16 protein-coding genes are annotated in these 16,301 nt (G+C 61.1%); 9 read left to right on the plus strand and 7 right to left on the minus strand.

What is annotated here, in order from left to right:
• Positions 1-84: 84 nt before the first annotated feature.
• On the minus strand, positions 85-336 hold the full coding sequence (locus H0Z09_RS20125; RefSeq protein ID WP_076950486.1) for a hypothetical protein: 252 nt from the start codon (positions 334-336) through the stop codon (positions 85-87).
• A 159-nt stretch (positions 337-495) separates the two neighbouring features.
• Between H0Z09_RS20125 and H0Z09_RS20130 the strand changes: the two genes are divergently transcribed.
• The 4 genes from H0Z09_RS20130 to H0Z09_RS20145 all read left to right on the plus strand — a co-directional run bounded on the left by H0Z09_RS20130 (position 496) and on the right by H0Z09_RS20145 (position 4,211).
• Complete coding sequence (locus H0Z09_RS20130) at positions 496-972, plus strand: PaaI family thioesterase (RefSeq protein ID WP_186692885.1); 477 nt, start codon at positions 496-498, stop codon at positions 970-972.
• The gene (locus H0Z09_RS20135) at positions 969-1,421 is read left to right on the plus strand and encodes a PaaI family thioesterase (protein WP_076950488.1); all 453 of its coding nucleotides are present in this window, start codon (positions 969-971) and stop codon (positions 1,419-1,421) included. The genes H0Z09_RS20130 and H0Z09_RS20135 overlap by 4 nt, the downstream gene beginning before the upstream one ends.
• 89 nt (positions 1,422-1,510) lie before the next feature.
• On the plus strand, positions 1,511-3,415 hold the full coding sequence (gene htpG, locus H0Z09_RS20140; protein WP_186692887.1) for a molecular chaperone HtpG: 1,905 nt from the start codon (positions 1,511-1,513) through the stop codon (positions 3,413-3,415).
• Positions 3,416-3,482: 67 nt separating this feature from the next.
• Positions 3,483-4,211: a dienelactone hydrolase family protein gene (locus tag H0Z09_RS20145; protein WP_186692889.1), complete on the plus strand. Its 729-nt coding sequence runs from the start codon at positions 3,483-3,485 to the stop codon at positions 4,209-4,211.
• Between the two features lie 111 nt (positions 4,212-4,322).
• Here the strand turns inward: H0Z09_RS20145 and H0Z09_RS20150 are convergent, their stop codons facing one another.
• Positions 4,323-5,189 carry a pirin family protein gene (locus H0Z09_RS20150; protein ID WP_186692891.1) on the minus strand — a complete coding sequence of 289 codons (867 nt, stop codon included), beginning with the start codon at positions 5,187-5,189 and terminating at the stop codon, positions 4,323-4,325.
• A gap of 158 nt (positions 5,190-5,347) precedes the next feature.
• Here H0Z09_RS20150 and H0Z09_RS20155 point away from each other — a divergent pair, with 158 nt between their 5' ends.
• The gene (locus H0Z09_RS20155; protein ID WP_186692893.1) at positions 5,348-6,352 is read left to right on the plus strand and encodes an amidohydrolase family protein; all 1,005 of its coding nucleotides are present in this window, start codon (positions 5,348-5,350) and stop codon (positions 6,350-6,352) included.
• A 231-nt stretch (positions 6,353-6,583) separates the two neighbouring features.
• Here H0Z09_RS20155 and fabB read toward each other — a convergent pair whose 3' ends face one another.
• The 5 genes from fabB to H0Z09_RS20180 all read right to left on the minus strand — a co-directional run bounded on the left by fabB (position 6,584) and on the right by H0Z09_RS20180 (position 13,542).
• Positions 6,584-7,804 (minus strand): beta-ketoacyl-ACP synthase I, encoded by a 1,221-nt coding sequence (gene fabB / locus H0Z09_RS20160; protein WP_076950492.1) that lies wholly within the window; start codon positions 7,802-7,804, stop codon positions 6,584-6,586.
• Positions 7,805-7,815: 11 nt separating this feature from the next.
• Complete coding sequence (gene fabA / locus H0Z09_RS20165; protein ID WP_076950493.1) at positions 7,816-8,331, minus strand: 3-hydroxyacyl-[acyl-carrier-protein] dehydratase FabA; 516 nt, start codon at positions 8,329-8,331, stop codon at positions 7,816-7,818.
• Positions 8,332-8,580: 249 nt separating this feature from the next.
• Positions 8,581-10,482 carry an ATP-binding protein gene (locus tag H0Z09_RS20170; RefSeq protein ID WP_186692895.1) on the minus strand — a complete coding sequence of 634 codons (1,902 nt, stop codon included), beginning with the start codon at positions 10,480-10,482 and terminating at the stop codon, positions 8,581-8,583.
• Positions 10,479-11,408, minus strand: coding sequence for an ABC transporter substrate-binding protein (locus tag H0Z09_RS20175; RefSeq protein ID WP_186692897.1), 930 nt, complete (start codon positions 11,406-11,408; stop codon positions 10,479-10,481). Before H0Z09_RS20175 ends, H0Z09_RS20170 begins: the two co-directional genes overlap by 4 nt.
• 1 nt (position 11,409) lies before the next feature.
• On the minus strand, positions 11,410-13,542 hold the full coding sequence (locus H0Z09_RS20180; protein ID WP_346656802.1) for a TonB-dependent receptor: 2,133 nt from the start codon (positions 13,540-13,542) through the stop codon (positions 11,410-11,412).
• Positions 13,543-13,737: 195 nt separating this feature from the next.
• Here H0Z09_RS20180 and H0Z09_RS20185 point away from each other — a divergent pair, with 195 nt between their 5' ends.
• The 4 genes from H0Z09_RS20185 (at position 13,738) to H0Z09_RS20200 (ending at position 16,087) form a co-directional block, all read left to right on the plus strand.
• Positions 13,738-14,763 (plus strand): NAD(P)H-dependent glycerol-3-phosphate dehydrogenase, encoded by a 1,026-nt coding sequence (locus H0Z09_RS20185; RefSeq protein WP_076950496.1) that lies wholly within the window; start codon positions 13,738-13,740, stop codon positions 14,761-14,763.
• 10 nt (positions 14,764-14,773) lie between these two features.
• A complete protein-coding gene (locus H0Z09_RS20190; protein WP_186692899.1) occupies positions 14,774-15,121 on the plus strand; it encodes a DUF4389 domain-containing protein in 348 nt (115 codons plus the stop codon).
• Positions 15,118-15,567, plus strand: coding sequence for a phosphohistidine phosphatase SixA (sixA, locus tag H0Z09_RS20195; protein WP_186692901.1), 450 nt, complete (start codon positions 15,118-15,120; stop codon positions 15,565-15,567). Before H0Z09_RS20190 ends, sixA begins: the two co-directional genes overlap by 4 nt.
• 76 nt (positions 15,568-15,643) lie before the next feature.
• Positions 15,644-16,087, plus strand: a complete 444-nt coding sequence (locus tag H0Z09_RS20200; RefSeq protein ID WP_186692904.1) for a hotdog fold thioesterase — start codon at positions 15,644-15,646, stop codon at positions 16,085-16,087.
• Positions 16,088-16,301: the final 214 nt, after the last annotated feature.

Consider the following 16,301-nt stretch of genomic DNA (forward strand, 5'->3'; position numbering starts at 1 on the left):
TTACAAATAAAAAAACCGGACAAAGTAAAGCCCGCTATGTAAGCGGGCTTTCTTTTTGCAGCTAAGCTATTTCAAGCCGCGGTCTCAAGAACCGGTGGCAGGGGTAGCAGGTGCTGCTTCTTTTGCGGCGGCTTCGTTCGATTCAGCCTGAGCTTTGGCAGCATCGGCGTTTTCTTTCGCAGCGTCGTTCACTTTATCCTGAGCCTTCGCCATATCTTTCTGAGCTTGCTCGGAATGCGAGGCAGCGTCTTGGGCTTTGTCTTCGGATTTCTTATCGCAGGCAGCGAGACCGAGGGCAGCGGCCAACATCATGGAAATAGCTAAAGTCTTGCGCATGGGTGTTTCTCCTTATTGAAGATATCTACTGGCCTTTCGAGCATGGCCGTTCAGTATTAGTTCCTTCCAGTGTTCAGATATATAAACCACCCGCGCCAAGGAACTTTCAGCTGTGCGCCTCTAGTCCTTGGATCAACCCACAATAAGAGTCTGGATCGAATGACCGAAAATCCCTTGTTAGAGCGTGCGACGCGCTTTGTATCCGCCTTGCGCCACTGTCAGGTCCTGGGTATTACCGTTTACCAGGCGAGCGAGGAGGGCATGACGCTGGTCATGCCCTATGCACCGCATCTGGTGGGCGATCCCGGCTCCGGCGTGATCCACGGCGGCGCGCTGACCTCGCTGATGGACACCGCCTGCGGCATGGCCACCCTGTGTGTCTTGCCGGAGTTCGAGGTGTGCCCGACCCTCGACCTGCGCATCGACTATATGCATCCCGCCGCGCCACACCAGCCCGTGTACGGTTTTGCCCAGTGCTACCGGGTGACCACCGATGTGATCTTCACCCGCGGTTTCGCCTACCAGGCTGACCCGCAACAACCCATTGCCCAGGTGGTGGGCACGTTCATGCGCATGGGCAAGCACCTCAAGGGCACACAAGGGCTGGGCATCACGCTCAAGGGAGAGCAGGTATGACGCACCGCTTCAAGACCCGATTGGAACAGGCCCATGAGCGCGGCGATTATGAGGCGCTGCTCAGCCTGATCCCTTACGCCAAGCTGATCGGCATCGAATGCACGCGGCTTGGCGACGAATTGCTGTTTCGGCTGCCGGCCAACAAGGACAATATTGGTAACCCCATATTGCCGGCACTGCACGGCGGGGTCATCGCAGGCTTCATGGAGCTGTCAGCGGCGTTGCACTTGCTGGTGTTTACCGGCGCGCCGGGGATTCCGAAAATCATCGATTTTTCCCTGGATTACCTGCGCGCCGGCCAGTTTCGCGATACTTACGCCAAATGTCAGGTATGGCGCCAGGGCCGGCGGGTGGCAAACGTGGCGATTACCGCGTGGCAAAGCACGGCGGCCGAGCCCATCGCTACCGCTCGCGCGCATTTCAAAATCGAGGAAGCGAGCCGCCCTTGAAATCCTGGTCTTAGCCCCCAACTTTGATGACAACCCGCCGCCAACCCTCAAGGGCGCGGCCACTGCCATCCAATTGGAGTTTGATGACCATGAGTGTGGAAACTCAAAAGGAAACCCTGGGCTTCCAGACCGAGGTGAAGCAACTGCTGCACCTCATGATCCATTCGCTGTATTCCAACAAGGAAATTTTCCTTCGCGAATTGATCTCGAACGCCTCTGACGCTGTCGACAAATTACGTTTCGAAGCCCTGTCCAAGCCTGAGCTGCTTGAAGGTGGCGCCGAACTGAAAATCCGCGTGAGCTACGACAAAGACGCCAAGACCGTCACGATCGAAGACAACGGCATCGGCATGAGCCGCGAAGACGCGATTACCCATTTGGGCACGATCGCCAAATCCGGCACCGCCGATTTCATGAAGAACCTCACCGGCGATCAGAAGAAGGATTCGCACCTTATCGGTCAGTTCGGCGTGGGCTTCTATTCGGCCTTTATCGTCGCCGATCAGGTCGAAGTGTTCACCCGGCGTGCCGGCCTCGACGCCAGTGAAGGCGTGCACTGGGCCTCCAAGGGTGAGGGCGAGTTCGAAATCGCCACGGTCGACAAGGCTGAACGTGGTACCCGCATCGTGCTGCACCTCAAGTCCGCTGAAGACGAATTCGCCGATGGCTGGCGTCTGCGCAACATCATCAAGAAGTACTCCGACCACATCGCGCTGCCGATCGAGCTGCCGAAAGAACAAGCGGCCGCCGAAGGCGAAGAGGCCCCTGCCCAGGAATGGGAAGTGGTCAACCGCGCCAGCGCCCTGTGGACGCGTCCGCGTACCGAGATCAAGGACGAGGAATACCAGGAGTTCTACAAGCACATCGGTCACGACTACGAAAACCCGCTGAGCTGGAGCCACAACAAGGTGGAAGGCAAGCTGGAATACAGCTCGCTGCTCTACGTACCGGCCCGTGCGCCGTTCGACCTGTACCAGCGTGAAGCGCCCAAAGGCCTCAAGCTCTACGTGCAGCGTGTGTTCGTGATGGACCAGGCGGAATCCTTCCTGCCGCTGTACCTGCGCTTTATCAAGGGCGTGGTCGACTCCAACGACCTGTCGCTGAACGTATCGCGGGAGATCCTGCAGAAAGACCCGATCATCGACTCCATGAAGTCGGCGCTGACCAAGCGCGTGCTCGACATGCTGGAAAAACTGGCGAAGAACGAGCCTGAGCAATACAAGGGCTTCTGGAAAAACTTCGGCCAGGTCATGAAAGAAGGCCCGGCGGAAGATTTTGCCAACAAGGAAAAAATCGCCGGCCTGCTGCGTTTTGCCTCGACTCAAGGCGACGACGGCGAGCAGGTTGTGTCGCTCGCCGAGTACCTGGCGCGTGCCAAGGAAGGCCAGGACAAGATCTACTACCTGACCGGCGAAACCTACGCCCAGGTCAAGAACAGCCCGCACCTGGAAGTCTTCCGCAAGAAAGGCATCGAAGTGCTGCTGCTGACCGACCGTATCGATGAGTGGCTGATGAGCTACCTCAACGAGTTCGACGGCAAGTCCTTTGTCGACGTGGCTCGTGGTGACCTCGACCTGGGTAACCTGGACTCCGAGGAAGAGAAGAAAGAAGCCGAAGAAGTCGCCAAGTCCAAAGAAGGCCTGGTTGAGCGAATCAAGGCATCCTTGGGTGATGCGGTCAGCGAAGTGCGGGTTTCCCACCGCCTGACCGACTCCCCGGCGATCCTGGCCATCGGCGAACAGGACCTGGGCATGCAGATGCGCCAGATCCTCGAAGCCAGCGGGCAGAAGGTGCCGGATTCCAAGCCGATCTTTGAATTCAACCCGGCTCACCCGCTGATCGAGAAACTCGACGGCGAGCAGAGCGAAGAGCGCTTTGGCGACTTGTCCCACATCCTCTTCGACCAGGCGGCACTTGCTGCCGGCGACAGCCTCAAGGACCCGGCCGCTTATGTGCGCCGACTGAACAAGCTGTTGGTTGAACTGTCGGTTTAACACCGTGGTAGAAAAAACCCGCTTCGGCGGGTTTTTTCGTTCTACTGCACCTCAACTGGAGTAAATGATGAGCCAAGTCACTGTGCGTTCCGTGGTCTATCAGATTGATGGCCAGTCTTATGAAAGCCGTCTGGCGTTTGATGCCAGCCATAAAAGCCCGTTGCCAGGCCTGTTGATGGCGCCGAACTGGATGGGGGTGAGTGCGGGTGCTGAAGACATCGCCAAGAGCGTGGCCGGCAAAGGCTACGTGGTGCTGATCGCCGACCTGTACGGGCAAAGCGTGCGTCCGTCGAATGGCGATGAAGCCGGTGCTGCGATGATGCCGTTGAAAAACGACCGCGCATTGCTGAACAAGCGGATGCAGGCGGCCTTCGAACAACTGCAAGGCCAGGCCGAAGCGGCTGTCGATACGTCGAAGCTGGCAACCTTTGGTTTTTGTTTCGGCGGTTGCTGCTCCCTGGAATTGGCGCGTACCGGTGCGCCAGTCAGGGCTGCTATTTCGTTCCACGGCACCCTGGACACGCCGAACCCGGCGGATGCCAAAAACATCAAGGGTTCAGTGCTGGTGCTGCATGGCGCGTCCGACCCGTTGGTGCCCAAGGAACAGCTGCCGGCGTTCGAAGATGAAATGAACGCGGCCGGTGTGGATTGGCAATTGCTGAGCTATGGCGGCGCGGTGCATTCGTTTACCGATCCGCATGCGAATGTGCCGGGCAAGATGATGTATGACGCCAAGACGGCTGAACGGGCCTTCCGGTCGATGCATAACTTGTTGGATGAAGTGTTCAAGGGCTGATTCTTCAGCGCCTGTTCCGGCCTCTTCGCGAGCAAGCCCGCTCCCACATTTTGTCCGCATTTCAACAGGGGAAATGCGGTCCATATGTGGGAGCTGGCTTGCCTGCGATAGCTATCTGACAGGCAACTCAATTCTGTCTGTTTCACCCGGCACCGTCGGCCAATCCCCCGCCGCCCAACGCTGCCGGGCCTGCTCGATCACCGCAGGATCACTCGCCACAAAATTCCAATTGATCCGCCGCGGCCCATCCAGCGGCGCGCCGCCGACTATGACCAGATGACAATCACTCTCGGCGAACAGCGTCAGCTCTTGCCCTGCCGGCACCACCACCAGGCTGTGGACTTCCAACGCCTGGCCCTCCAATTGCGCCTCACCTTCCAGCACATACACCGCGCGTTCCTCATGCTCATCCGGGATCAGCAACGTGGTGGCCGTCTGCATCTGCACTTCGGCATACAACGTGGGCGACAGCACCGGCACCGGCGATTTGAGGCAGAACCCACTGCCCGCGATCATGCGAATCCGTACGCCCAGATTGTCACTCACCGGCAGGCTCGCGGCCGGGTGATGGCTGTAATGCCCCGGCCCTGTCTCGTGGTCTCTGGGTGACGCCAGCCATACTTGCAGGCCATGCAGGCTGAAACCACTGGCCTTGAGGGCGTCGGGCGTCCGTTCGACGTGGGCAATCGCGCTGCCGGCGGTCATCCAGCTGACGTCACCGGCCTGCACCACCTGGTCCGAGCCCAGGCTGTCCTTGTGCTGCAAGGCGCCTTCGAACAGATAGGTGAGGGTGCTCAGCCCGATATGCGGATGCTGGCGGATGTTCATGCCATCGCCCGCTGCATAGCGGGTGGGCAGCATATGGTCGAAGAACACAAAAGGCCCCACGCTGCGGCACGTCCGCGAGGGCAGCGGGCGCAGGATAGGTTGGCCTTCGACATCTTCGGGGCGAGGACGGATCACGGTGAAGGGGGGCATGGTGCATCCCAGTCTGAGCAGGTTGGATGAGGCTGAGCATAACCCGCTCGGTAGGATGTTGCCGCTATTGGCTGAAGGCGCCTTCCGATGTTCCGCGTGGATGAACCCTGGCATGCCGCGCAAGGTCTACCCGTATCAGCTCTTATCGAGGTTTTACCGTGCCCTGGACTCGCCTGACCCTTGCCCTGTTGCTTGCCGCCAGCAGCCTTGCCGTGCACGCTCGCGACTATGCCTACAGCGATGCGCACCTGCACTATGTCGATTTCTTCCAGGAAACGGCCGGCATGGACAAGCTGCTCAAGGCGATGGCCGACAACCGCATCGAACATGCGATGATTTCCGGCATTCCCGTCGCGAAGAAATGGCACGAAGACGAACCCAAGCGCCCGCGCTACTACGCCGGTGACGACGCCGATGCCTACTGGTACAGCGCCACCGACGTGATCGTCGCGGCGGCGGTCAACAAACTGACCCCTGAGCAGCGCGCGCACTTTCATCCGTTTCTGTCGGGCTTCAACCCCAACGACAAGAACTCGGATGCGCATATCCAGCGCATGCTCGACCTCAACCCGGGTCTGTGGCAGGGCATCGGCGAAGTCTTCACGCGTCATGATGACCTTACGGCCCTCACGGCGGGCGACACCCCGCGCGCCAATAACGAGGCCATGACGCGCATCTATCATCTGGCGGCGGAGAATGATTTGCCGGTGATGCTGCATTCCAACATCACCTCCAAGCGCGAGCGTAACCCGCTGTACCTGGCTGAAGTGGAGGAGCCACTGCGCAACCATCCGCACACGCGCTTTATCTGGGCCCATGCCGGCACCAGCAAGGAGATTCATCGCCATCAGGTGCAGATGGACTTTCTGCTGCCGACCTTGAACCGCATGCTGCAGGCTTATCCCAACCTGTACATCGACCTGTCCTGGAGCATGCTCACGCCGTATCTGCTCGATGACGCAGGTCAGCCCCGGCCTGATTGGGTCAAGCTGGTGGAGCGCTTCCCCGACCGGTTCATGCTGGGCTCGGATGTAGTAGGGCGTTTCAACAAGCTGGGCAAGGAAATGCGCCGCTTTGACCCATTCCTGGATGCCTTGCCTGAGGACGTTGCGCGCAAAGTGGCGCGGGATAACTTCCTGGCTATCCTGCCCAAGCCGCGTTGAGATCAACCGAAGATTTTTATGTTGAACACGATCAAAATGTGGGAGCGGGCTTGCTCGCGAAGGCGGTGTGTCAGTTGATGCAGTCGGTGACTGACACACCGCCTTCGCGAGCAAGCCCGCTCCCACATTGGGTTCCGTGGACACTTAGGTTTCGGGTCAAATCCAGGAAAACGGCCACCCACAAAAAAGCCCCGAACCAGTCGGGGCTTTTTATGGGTCAAGCTACAGGCCTTACTTGCCCTGCCAGCGTTTCAGCACCAGGGTGGCGTTAGTGCCACCGAAGCCGAAGCTGTTGCTCATCACGGTGTCGATCTTGGCATTTTCAACGGTTTTGGTCAGGATCGGCATATCGGCCACGACCGGATCAATCTCGTCGATGTTGGCCGAGCCGGCCATGAAGTTGCCTTCCATCATCAGCAGGCAGTAGATCGCTTCGTGAACGCCGGCGGCGCCCAGGGAGTGACCGGACAGGCTCTTGGTGGAGCTGATGGCCGGGGCCTTGTCGCCGAATACCGCGCGTACGCCTTCCATTTCCTTGGCGTCGCCGACCGGAGTCGAAGTGCCGTGGGTGTTCAGGTAGTCGATCGGGGTATCCACGGTGGACATGGCCATCTGCATGCAACGGATGGCGCCTTCACCGCTTGGGGCAACCATGTCGTAGCCGTCGGACGTCGCGCCATAGCCGACGATTTCGGCATAGATCTTGGCGCCACGGGCCAGAGCGTGCTCCAGCTCCTCGACCACCACCATGCCGCCACCGCCGGCGATGACGAAACCGTCACGCTTGGCGTCGTAGGCACGGGAAGCCTTTTCCGGGGTTTCGTTGTATTGGGTAGACAGCGCGCCCATGGCGTCGAACAGGAACGATTGGCTCCAATGCTCTTCTTCACCGCCGCCGGCGAACACGATGTCCTGCTTGCCCAGCTGGATCTGCTCAACGGCAGTCCCGATGCAGTGGGCGCTGGTGGCGCACGCCGACGAGATCGAGTAGTTCACACCCTTGATCGCGAACGGTGTCGCCAGGCAGGCCGAAACGGTGCTGCCCATGGTCCGCGTAACGCGGTACGGGCCGACGCGCTTCACGCCTTTTTCGCGCAGGATGTCCAGCGCTTCCATCTGGTTGAGGGTCGATGCGCCGCCGGAGCCGGCGATCAGGCCGGTGCGTACGTTCGATACCTGGTCGTCGCTCAGGCCGGAGTCGGCGATTGCGTCTTTCATCGCCAGGTAGGCGTAGGCGGCAGCGTGGCCGACGAAGCGATAGATCTTGCGATCGATCAGCTCTTCGAGGGGCAGGTCGATGGAGCCGGAAACCTGGCTACGCAGACCCATTTCGGCATATTCCGGGTTGAAGCGGATGCCAGGGCGACTTGCACGCAGGTTAGCGGTGACGGTCTCTTTGTCATTGCCCAGGCAAGAAACGATACCCAGACCAGTGATAACGACGCGGCGCATGCGGATAACCCTTAAAAGTTGTCAGTGGAAGTGAATACGCCAACCCGAAGGCCTTCGGCAGTATAGATCTCGCGACCGTCGACAGTCACCGAACCGTCGGCGATGGCCAGGTTCAGCTTGCCCTTGAGGACGCGCTTGATTTGAATGTTGTAGGTGACTTTCTTGGCGGTCGGCAGGACCTGGCCAAAGAACTTCACTTCACCCGAACCCAGGGCGCGACCGCGACCCGGCAGGCCTTGCCAGCCCAGGTAGAAGCCGACCAGTTGCCACATGGCGTCGAGGCCCAGGCAGCCCGGCATCACCGGGTCACCTTCGAAATGGCAGGCGAAGAACCAGAGGTCCGGGGTGATATCCAGCTCGGCGACCAATTCACCTTTGCCGTACTTGCCACCTTCTTCGCTGATATGGGTGATGCGATCCACCATCAGCATGTTCGGGGCGGGCAGTTGCGCGTTACCTGGGCCGAACAGCTCACCGCGACTGCAGCGCAGCAGTTCTTCCCGAGTAAAGGCGTTTTGTTTGGTCATGCGAGCTCCTCAATAATCCCATGCGGCAGGGTAGGGCAAATCTTCCCGAACCGAATGAAGCGTTCATGCCTCATGTCGGCAGCCTACACATAGACTATTGCGTTGTAGTGAAAGTCACAGCGGCAAGGTACTCAATGTACACTTGTTCACTGAAATGTTAAACCGGGCCCGTTTATGGGCTCGTTCGGGTGCCTAAGACTGCCGCACTTTCGCCTTTCACGCCAGTCAGAGTTGGCTGATGGCGCGGCGCTATTGCACCCAACGCTGCAGGATTTGCTGCAAATCCGTGCGTTTGAACGGCTTGGCCAGGTAATCGTTCATTCCTGCTTCAAGGCAGGCTTCACGGTCACCCTGTAAGGCATTGGCGGTCAGGGCGATGATCGGCAGATCGGCGCAACCCGGCAACTGGCGAATCCGCCGAGTGGCCTCGTAGCCATCGATCAGCGGCAGCCGGCAATCCATCAGGATCGCCGTGAAAATCAGGCTTTCGGCGCTGCGGATCGCCTCGGCACCGTCGGTGGCCAGGCTCACTTCAAAGCCCAGGCTGCGCAGCATGGCTTCGACCACGGTGCGGTTGACTGGGTTGTCTTCCACCAGCAATACATGGCGGCCATTGCCCGCGCCGGCTTTGCCGTCGGCGTCGCTGGCGATGCTCGGTACGCTGTGCTGGTCAATGGCCAGGGGAATTTCCAGGGTGAACACCGAGCCGCGACCCTCTTCGCTCTGGGCGCGCAGGGTGCCGCCCATGCGCTCGGCCAGGGTGCGGGCGATGGGCAGGCCCAGTCCGGTGCCGCCGTAACGTCTTGAAATGGAACTGTCCGCCTGCTGGAACGCATCGAACATCAATTCCAGGCGCTCGGCGGATATACCAATGCCGCTGTCGCGCACGGTGCAGGTGAACCACAGCAGTTCATGGTCGAGGGTCTGCCACTGCGGTTCGACGTTGACACTGCCGTGCTCGGTGAACTTCAACGCGTTGCCGATCAGGTTCACCAGGATCTGGCGGATACGCGTCGGGTCACCCTGCACGCGCAGGGCGTCCATTCCTTGCGGGATCGACAGCGTCAGCGCCAACCCGCGCTGCTGGGCGCTGTGCTGGAAGGCCTGGGCGCAGCTGTTGATCAGGTCCGCCAGGTTGAACGCAATATGCTCCAGCTCCAGGGCGGCGCGTTCGATCCGCGAGAAGTCGAGGATATCGTTGATGACCTTGAGCAAATGCTCGGTGGACTCGGAGGCCAGCGCCGCATACTCGGTCTGCTCCTCGGTCATTTCGGTGGTTTCCAGCAACTGCAACATGCCCAGCACGCCGTTCATGGGCGTGCGTAGCTCGTGGCTCATCATGGCCAGGAAATCCGACTTGGCGTTGTTGGCGCGCTCGGCCTCTTCACGGGTCTGGATCAATTGGGCCATGGCCTGCTGCTGTTCACGGCTGGCCTGGTTGAGGCCTGCGGCGAGGTTGTTGATGTGCCGCGACAGGTCGCCCAGTTCCGAGTCATCCACGATCGGCAGCGGTGTCTTGTAGTCGCCTTGCTGGATGGCTTTCACCGCATGGCCCATGGCGCTGATCGGCTGCGACAGGCTGGCGGCCAGGCGCCGGGCGAGCAGGAAGGTAAACAACAGGGCGAACAGCGCCAGGATGCCGGCCTTGAACAGGATCTCCTGCTGGCGCTGGCTGAAGGCATCGTTGGACATGCCCACGATCACCCGGCCCAGGTAGTCCGCCCGCGGCGCCTTGGATTCGTTGAGGTTGTCCTGGAAAAAATCATTGCCCAACTGGATGTGTTGCAGGCGGATCGGCGCCTGGAACACTTTCACCGACAGCGAGCGGTCGTGTTTCTCCGAAGGCTGCTCGACGTACACCAGGATATTCTCGCTGCTGTCCTGAATCTCCAGGAAGCGCACATGGGGTGTCGCCAGTGTGGCGCGCAACAGGCTCTCAAGCACCTCGTTGTTGCCGGAAATCACCCCGTATTCGGTCGCGGGCGCCAGTTGGTTGGCGATCAGCTGGCCGGTGTGATCCAGCTCCTGGCGCAGGTCCTGGATACGAACGAAGGTAAAGAAGCTGATCAACAGCAACGTCAGCAACAGCGCCGGGCCCAGGGTGATGAGCTGGGTGCGGGTGTTGATGTCCCAACGACGACGCAAGGTCATGGGCGATTTTCTCCTTCGGCCAGTCGCGTGGCGACGCTGGTTTCGTCCACCTGTTCGAGCCCCAGTGAGCGCGCGACTTGGGGGTTGCCCACGATTTTGAAGTGTTCCGGATACAGCGAACGCGGCCAGTTGGCGGGCGGGTGGTCGAGCAGGCGGTCGAGCACGGCCAGCCAGTCGGCCTGGTCGCTGTAGGTGCTGGCCAGGCTGCCGGCCCGCACAAACCCTGCATTCGGGCCCACCAGCGGCAATTGCTGGGCGTAGCTGCTCAGCAGCAGGTTCTTCGCGGTTTTCGGGTTGTACAGCTGCGGGTCGTCGAGGCCGAGCAGCACGTCACTTTTTCTGAACAGGGTTTGCAGCGGCCGGCTGTCATTAATGTTGTCCCAACGCTGGGGCACGATCTGCAGGCCCAGCGGCGTGGCGTGCTGGCGCAGTTCGGTCAGCAGGAATTCACTGTCGGCGCCGTACAGCACACCGATGCGCCGCGCCTGGGGCAGGATGCTGGCGATCAGGCGCAATTGGCGCGCCAGCGGTGGGTCGCTCCACAACAGGCTGATGCGCGGGTGTTGCGTCGCGCCCAGGCGCTGATGGGCCTGCAGCCGGCTGATGCGCAGCACCAGGGTCGGCGGGCCCTGGGCGTCCCGCAAGCGCCAGTCGAGGCTGGGCAGGTCGAGCAGGATCAGGCGGGTAGTGGCTGGCAGTCGGCTGGGTGCCGGCAAGTCATCGAGGACGGTGAAGGTGACCGTGTCTTCGGGGCGTTGCCGGGCCAGGGCCTGGGTGAAGTCCTGGACCCCGGCGCTGTCTTCGGCGGCGGTCAGCAGGATATCGGCGCTCCAGGCCGGCGTGGCCGCCAGCAGGCAGACGAGCAGCACCGCGCGTCGCCAGAGCGTGTTGAGAGAAAAGCAAGTCATCCGTGACAAGTCGCCCATGTCAGAACTCTAACTCTGCGCTGAAATAGAGGACCTGGCGATGGTCGTAATTGTTGTCGGCCAAGGTAGTGGGCTGGTTATCAAGGCGCTGTTGCAGCATGCCCGCCAGTTCGACGTTGGCGCTGCCCAAGGCAATGCGCTTGGCCACCCGCAGGTCGACCCGTTCGAAGCGATACTCGTTGAGTGCGTCATCGCCATAGTAGAACAATGCGCTGGACCAGCCCTGGCCCCATTCCCGCAACCAGCCGGCCGAGCCGCTGTTACGTGCGGTCTGCGCCTTGTCCAGCGGGTTGCTGCTGGTGGCGTCGACATAGGCATAGGTCAGGCGCAGGCGGTCGGCGTTGCTCACGCGCCAGTCGAACTGGGACTCGGCGCCGGTGAAGCGTGCGCTGTTGGCATTGCTGGCGACGTACTGATTATTGCGCAGCGGCGAGCTGATCATGTCGGTGATCTCGTCATAGAACAGTTTCACGTCCATGTTCAGCCCGATGTCGGCGAAGAAGCCGTTGTACCCCAGTTCCCGCGATTTCATCATCTCTTTATTGAGGTTTCCCGGGCCGCGGGTCTTTACGAAGTATTGCCCGGTAGTCTGCCCATAGGCAGGGGAGCTGAGGTTGGTGACGCGATAGCTCCAGTTGACGTTATTCTCGAACATATCCGGCGAGCGGATCGCTTCGGAGTACACCGCGCGCAGGCCGTGGCGCGGGTTGATCAGGTAGTTGACCGCTACCCGCGGCGTCAGCGAGTTGCCGCTCAGATACGTGTCTTCATACATGGCGCCGCCCTGCAGCAACCAATGCTCGCTGGCGCGCCACTCCAACTGGCCGAACAGGCGCCAGGTGGTGTCGTCCAGCGTGCCGTTGAAGTAGGTGTCGGAGTCGGCGCGGTCGTAGCGGTAGTTCATGCCGCTGACCAGGCGCAGGCTGTCGGACAGGCTGAGGGTGTCCTGGACCTCCAGGTCGTAGCGGCTTTCACGGGTGCTCTGGTCGATGTCGCCGCACACGCTCTGGCTGGCGCCGTTGCGCCACTGGTCCAGCACCTGGTTGGCCAAGGCTTGCTCGGCGGCGCTGCCCGGTGGCGCGCTGCCTTGGCTGTAAGTGTCCATGTGCCGGGCCAGTAATTCGGCGTAGTTGGGGTTCATCTGCCACAGTTGGGTCAGCTCGGGGCTGAACGAGACCTTGGCGTCACAGGCTTTCCATATTTGCCGGCGATCCCACTGCTGCGCCGAACCTTGGATATACAGGCTGTGGTCAGGGTTGAAGTCAAAGTTCCAGCGCAGGGAGCCGGCGTAGTCCTTGGCTGAGACGTCGGAATTGTTTCCGCCTTCGGTAATCCCGGCAAAGACCGGGCTGTAGGTATAAGGACGTTGATTGGTGCCTTCCTTGGCATCCAGTTGCACATCGATGCTCTGCTGCGTGTTCAGCGTCTGGCTGATCGCCAGGCTGAAGCGGTTGAGGCGGCGGCCATCACGACGGTCGGCACCGGTGGCATCGCTGTCGAAGCCGTCATCCTGCTGCCCGGAAAGGGACAGGCGCAAGTCGCCGCTGTCCCAGCCGGCGCCCTGGCTGGCATAGAAGTCGTTGATGCCGCGTGCGCCGCGCACCACCTTGAGCCGTGTGCCGTGGCTGTTGGCCGGCGAGCGCGTGAGGATGTTGACCACCGCCATCAGGGCATTGGCGCCGTAACTGACGGTGTTGGGGCCACGGAACACTTCGATGCGCTCGATATCTTCCATGGCCACCGGAATGTCGCTCCAGTCCACGGTGGCAAGGCCCGCGCGGTACACCGAGCGGCCATCGATCAATACCTGCATGCGCCGCGCATCGCTGGCACTGGTGCCGTGGTAGTTCACCGCCGCCTGGTTGCCGGTGGTGTAGCCGACCATCATGCCCGGTACCAGGCGCAGTAACTCACTGATGTCCCGCGCGCCGCTGGCCTTGATCAGCTCGCTGTCGATCACGGTCATGCTGCCGGGCACGGCGGCCGCCGATTGCTTGAGGCGCGTGGCGGTCAGCACTTCGGGCAGGGGCTGGCTGTCGAGGAACAGGTCATCGGCCAGCGCCGGGCTGCTGCACAGCGGCATGCCCAACAGCATCAGCCACAGAGATGAACGGGGAGGAGGGCCCAAATACACGGCACGGCCTTGATAATTGCGGATAGCCGCCCATGTTAACTGAGGTGGGGCCTTTTGCCAGTCGCCGGGCTTGTAATTACTTCACGTAAATGTGGCATTTTCCGACAAGCGCACGAATTGACGCGGGGGCTGGCCGCCAGCGGGTCGGCCCGTATAATGCCGCCATCGCCACTGGTATGGATTAACGGATTGCATATGACTGAACAGCGCCCTATCGCGGTCCTGGGAGGCGGAAGTTTTGGTACCGCCGTGGCTAACCTGCTGGCCGAGAACGGTCACGCTGTGCGCCAGTGGATGCGCGATCCCGAACAGGCCGAGGCCATCCGGGTGCACCGGGAAAACCCGCGTTACCTCAAAGGCATCAAGATCCATCCAGCGGTCGAGCCGGTCACGGACCTGCTGGAAACTCTCACGGCCTGCGACCTGTGCTTCGTCGCGCTGCCGTCCAGCGCCTTGCGCTCGGTGCTGGCCCCTCACGCCGATCGCCTGGCGGGCAAGTTGCTGGTCAGCCTGACCAAGGGCATCGAGGCGCAGACCTTCAAGCTGATGAGCGAAATCCTCGAAGAGATCGCTCCCCAGGCGCGCATTGGTGTGCTGTCCGGGCCGAACCTGGCGCGCGAAGTGGCCGAGCACGCGCTGACCGCCACCGTGGTGGCCAGTGAAGACGAAGCCCTCTGCGAACGCGTCCAGGCCGTGCTGCATGGCCGCACCTTCCGGGTCTACGCCAGCAGCGACCGCTATGGCGTGGAGCTGGGCGGCGCGCTGAAAAACGTCTATGCGATCATTGCCGGCATGGCCGTGGCGCTGGGCATGGGCGAAAACACCAAGAGCATGCTGATCACCCGCGCCCTGGCCGAGATGACCCGCTTTGCAGTGAACCAGGGCGCCAACCCGATGACCTTCCTGGGGCTGGCGGGCGTGGGCGACCTGATTGTCACCTGTTCCTCGCCGAAAAGTCGCAACTACCAGGTGGGTTTCGCTCTCGGCCAGGGTTTGAGCCTGGAAGACGCGGTCACGCGCCTGGGCGAAGTGGCCGAAGGGGTCAACACCCTCAAGGTGCTCAAGGCCAAGGCCCAGGAAGCCGGCGTGTACATGCCTCTGGTCGCCGGGCTGCACGCGATCCTGTTTGAAGGGCGCACCTTGGACCAGGTCATCGAGCTGCTGATGCGCGCCGAGCCGAAAACCGATGTCGATTTTATTTCCACCAGTGGTTTCAACTGAGGAAGCGGTCATGAACGATCCGAAAGCAACCCCCAAATACGAATCCATTGCCCTGCGTATCCTGTGGATGCTGGTGTTTGCCCTGGTGTGGCAAGTGGCGCAGTTCCTGCTCGGCGCGCTGGTGGTGGTGCAACTGATTTACCGCCTGGTCTATGGCGCACCGAACCTGGGCCTGATGAACTTTGGCGACAGCCTCAGCCAGTTCCTCGCACAGATCGGCCGTTTCGGCAGCTTCCACAGCGAACAAAAGCCCTGGCCGTTCGCCGATTGGCCTACACCGCGCGCACCCGAGGGCGAAGCCGCCCACAGCGTGCCGCCGGCGCCGCATCCGGTGCGTGATGAGGAGCCAAAGCTGTGAAGGTGTGGATATTGCGTCATGGTGAGGCCGAAGGGCAGGCGCCAACGGATGCCGAACGCAACCTTACCGAGCAGGGCCGCGCCGAAGTATTGCGCAGCGCTGCGCACCTGATCGGCCAGCCCCTCGGGGCGATCATCGCCAGCCCTTATGTGCGGGCGCAGCAGACCGCGCACCTGGTGCGCGAAGCCCTGGGCTTCGCCGCGGACATTCGTACGGTGCCGTGGCTGACGCCGGAGGGCAATCCGTTGCAAGTGCTGGAAAAGCTCGATAGCGATGACAACGTGCTGCTGGTCAGTCACCAGCCCTTGGTGGGCAGCCTGATCAGCTTCCTGCAGCATGGCCATCAGCGTCAGCCGCAGCCGATGTACACCGCCAGCCTGGCGGAGCTGGAAGGGGATTTCCCGCTGGCGGGGCTGATGAGCCTGGTCAGCGTGAAGAATCCATAGGCTTTATTGCTTTTTTGCGTGTGTTATATCTGTGGCAGGATTAGGGCCGTAATAAAACCAACAAAGGACAATTCCCATGAGCCTGTGGCGCACCCAACCGAATATCGAACAACTCAATGCCAGCCAGAAGAACACCATCGGTGAACTGCTGGATATCCGCTTCGAGAGCTTCGACGACGACTCCCTTACCGCCAGCATGGTAGTCGATCACCGTACCCACCAGCCCTACGGCCTGCTGCACGGCGGCGCGTCGGTGGTATTGGCCGAGAGCGTCGGTTCCATGGCCGCTTACCTGTGCATTGATGGGAGCAAGTTCTATTGCGTGGGGCTGGAGGTGAATGCCAACCACCTGCGTGGTGTGCGCAACGGGCGGGTGACGGCGGTGGCCAAGGCGGTGCATATCGGGCGTACCACGCAGGTGTGGGATATTCGCTTGACCAATGACGAGGGCAAGGTGAGTTGCGTCTCGCGTCTGACCATGGCCGTGGTGCCCCTGGGCGAGAATCCGCCGGGGCGGTAGGCAGGCGTTCGGGCCTAGTGTTTTTTTGGGGTTTGACCGAGTACATATCCGTTGCTGCGGTAATGGCGGCTTAGGGTTCCGCCCTTACGGCGGGTCACTTTTTGAAGAGCGCAAAAAGTAACCAAAGTAACCAAAAACGCTTCGCCCCACCACTCGGTGCCTCGCCTAGGCTCGGCATGCCCGTAATCCGACATTGATTTGGGGGGCCGCCGCC

The sequence above is a fragment of the Pseudomonas sp. SWRI18 genome (assembly GCF_014268345.1).
In the GTDB taxonomy this organism is placed as follows: domain Bacteria; phylum Pseudomonadota; class Gammaproteobacteria; order Pseudomonadales; family Pseudomonadaceae; genus Aquipseudomonas; species Aquipseudomonas cedrina.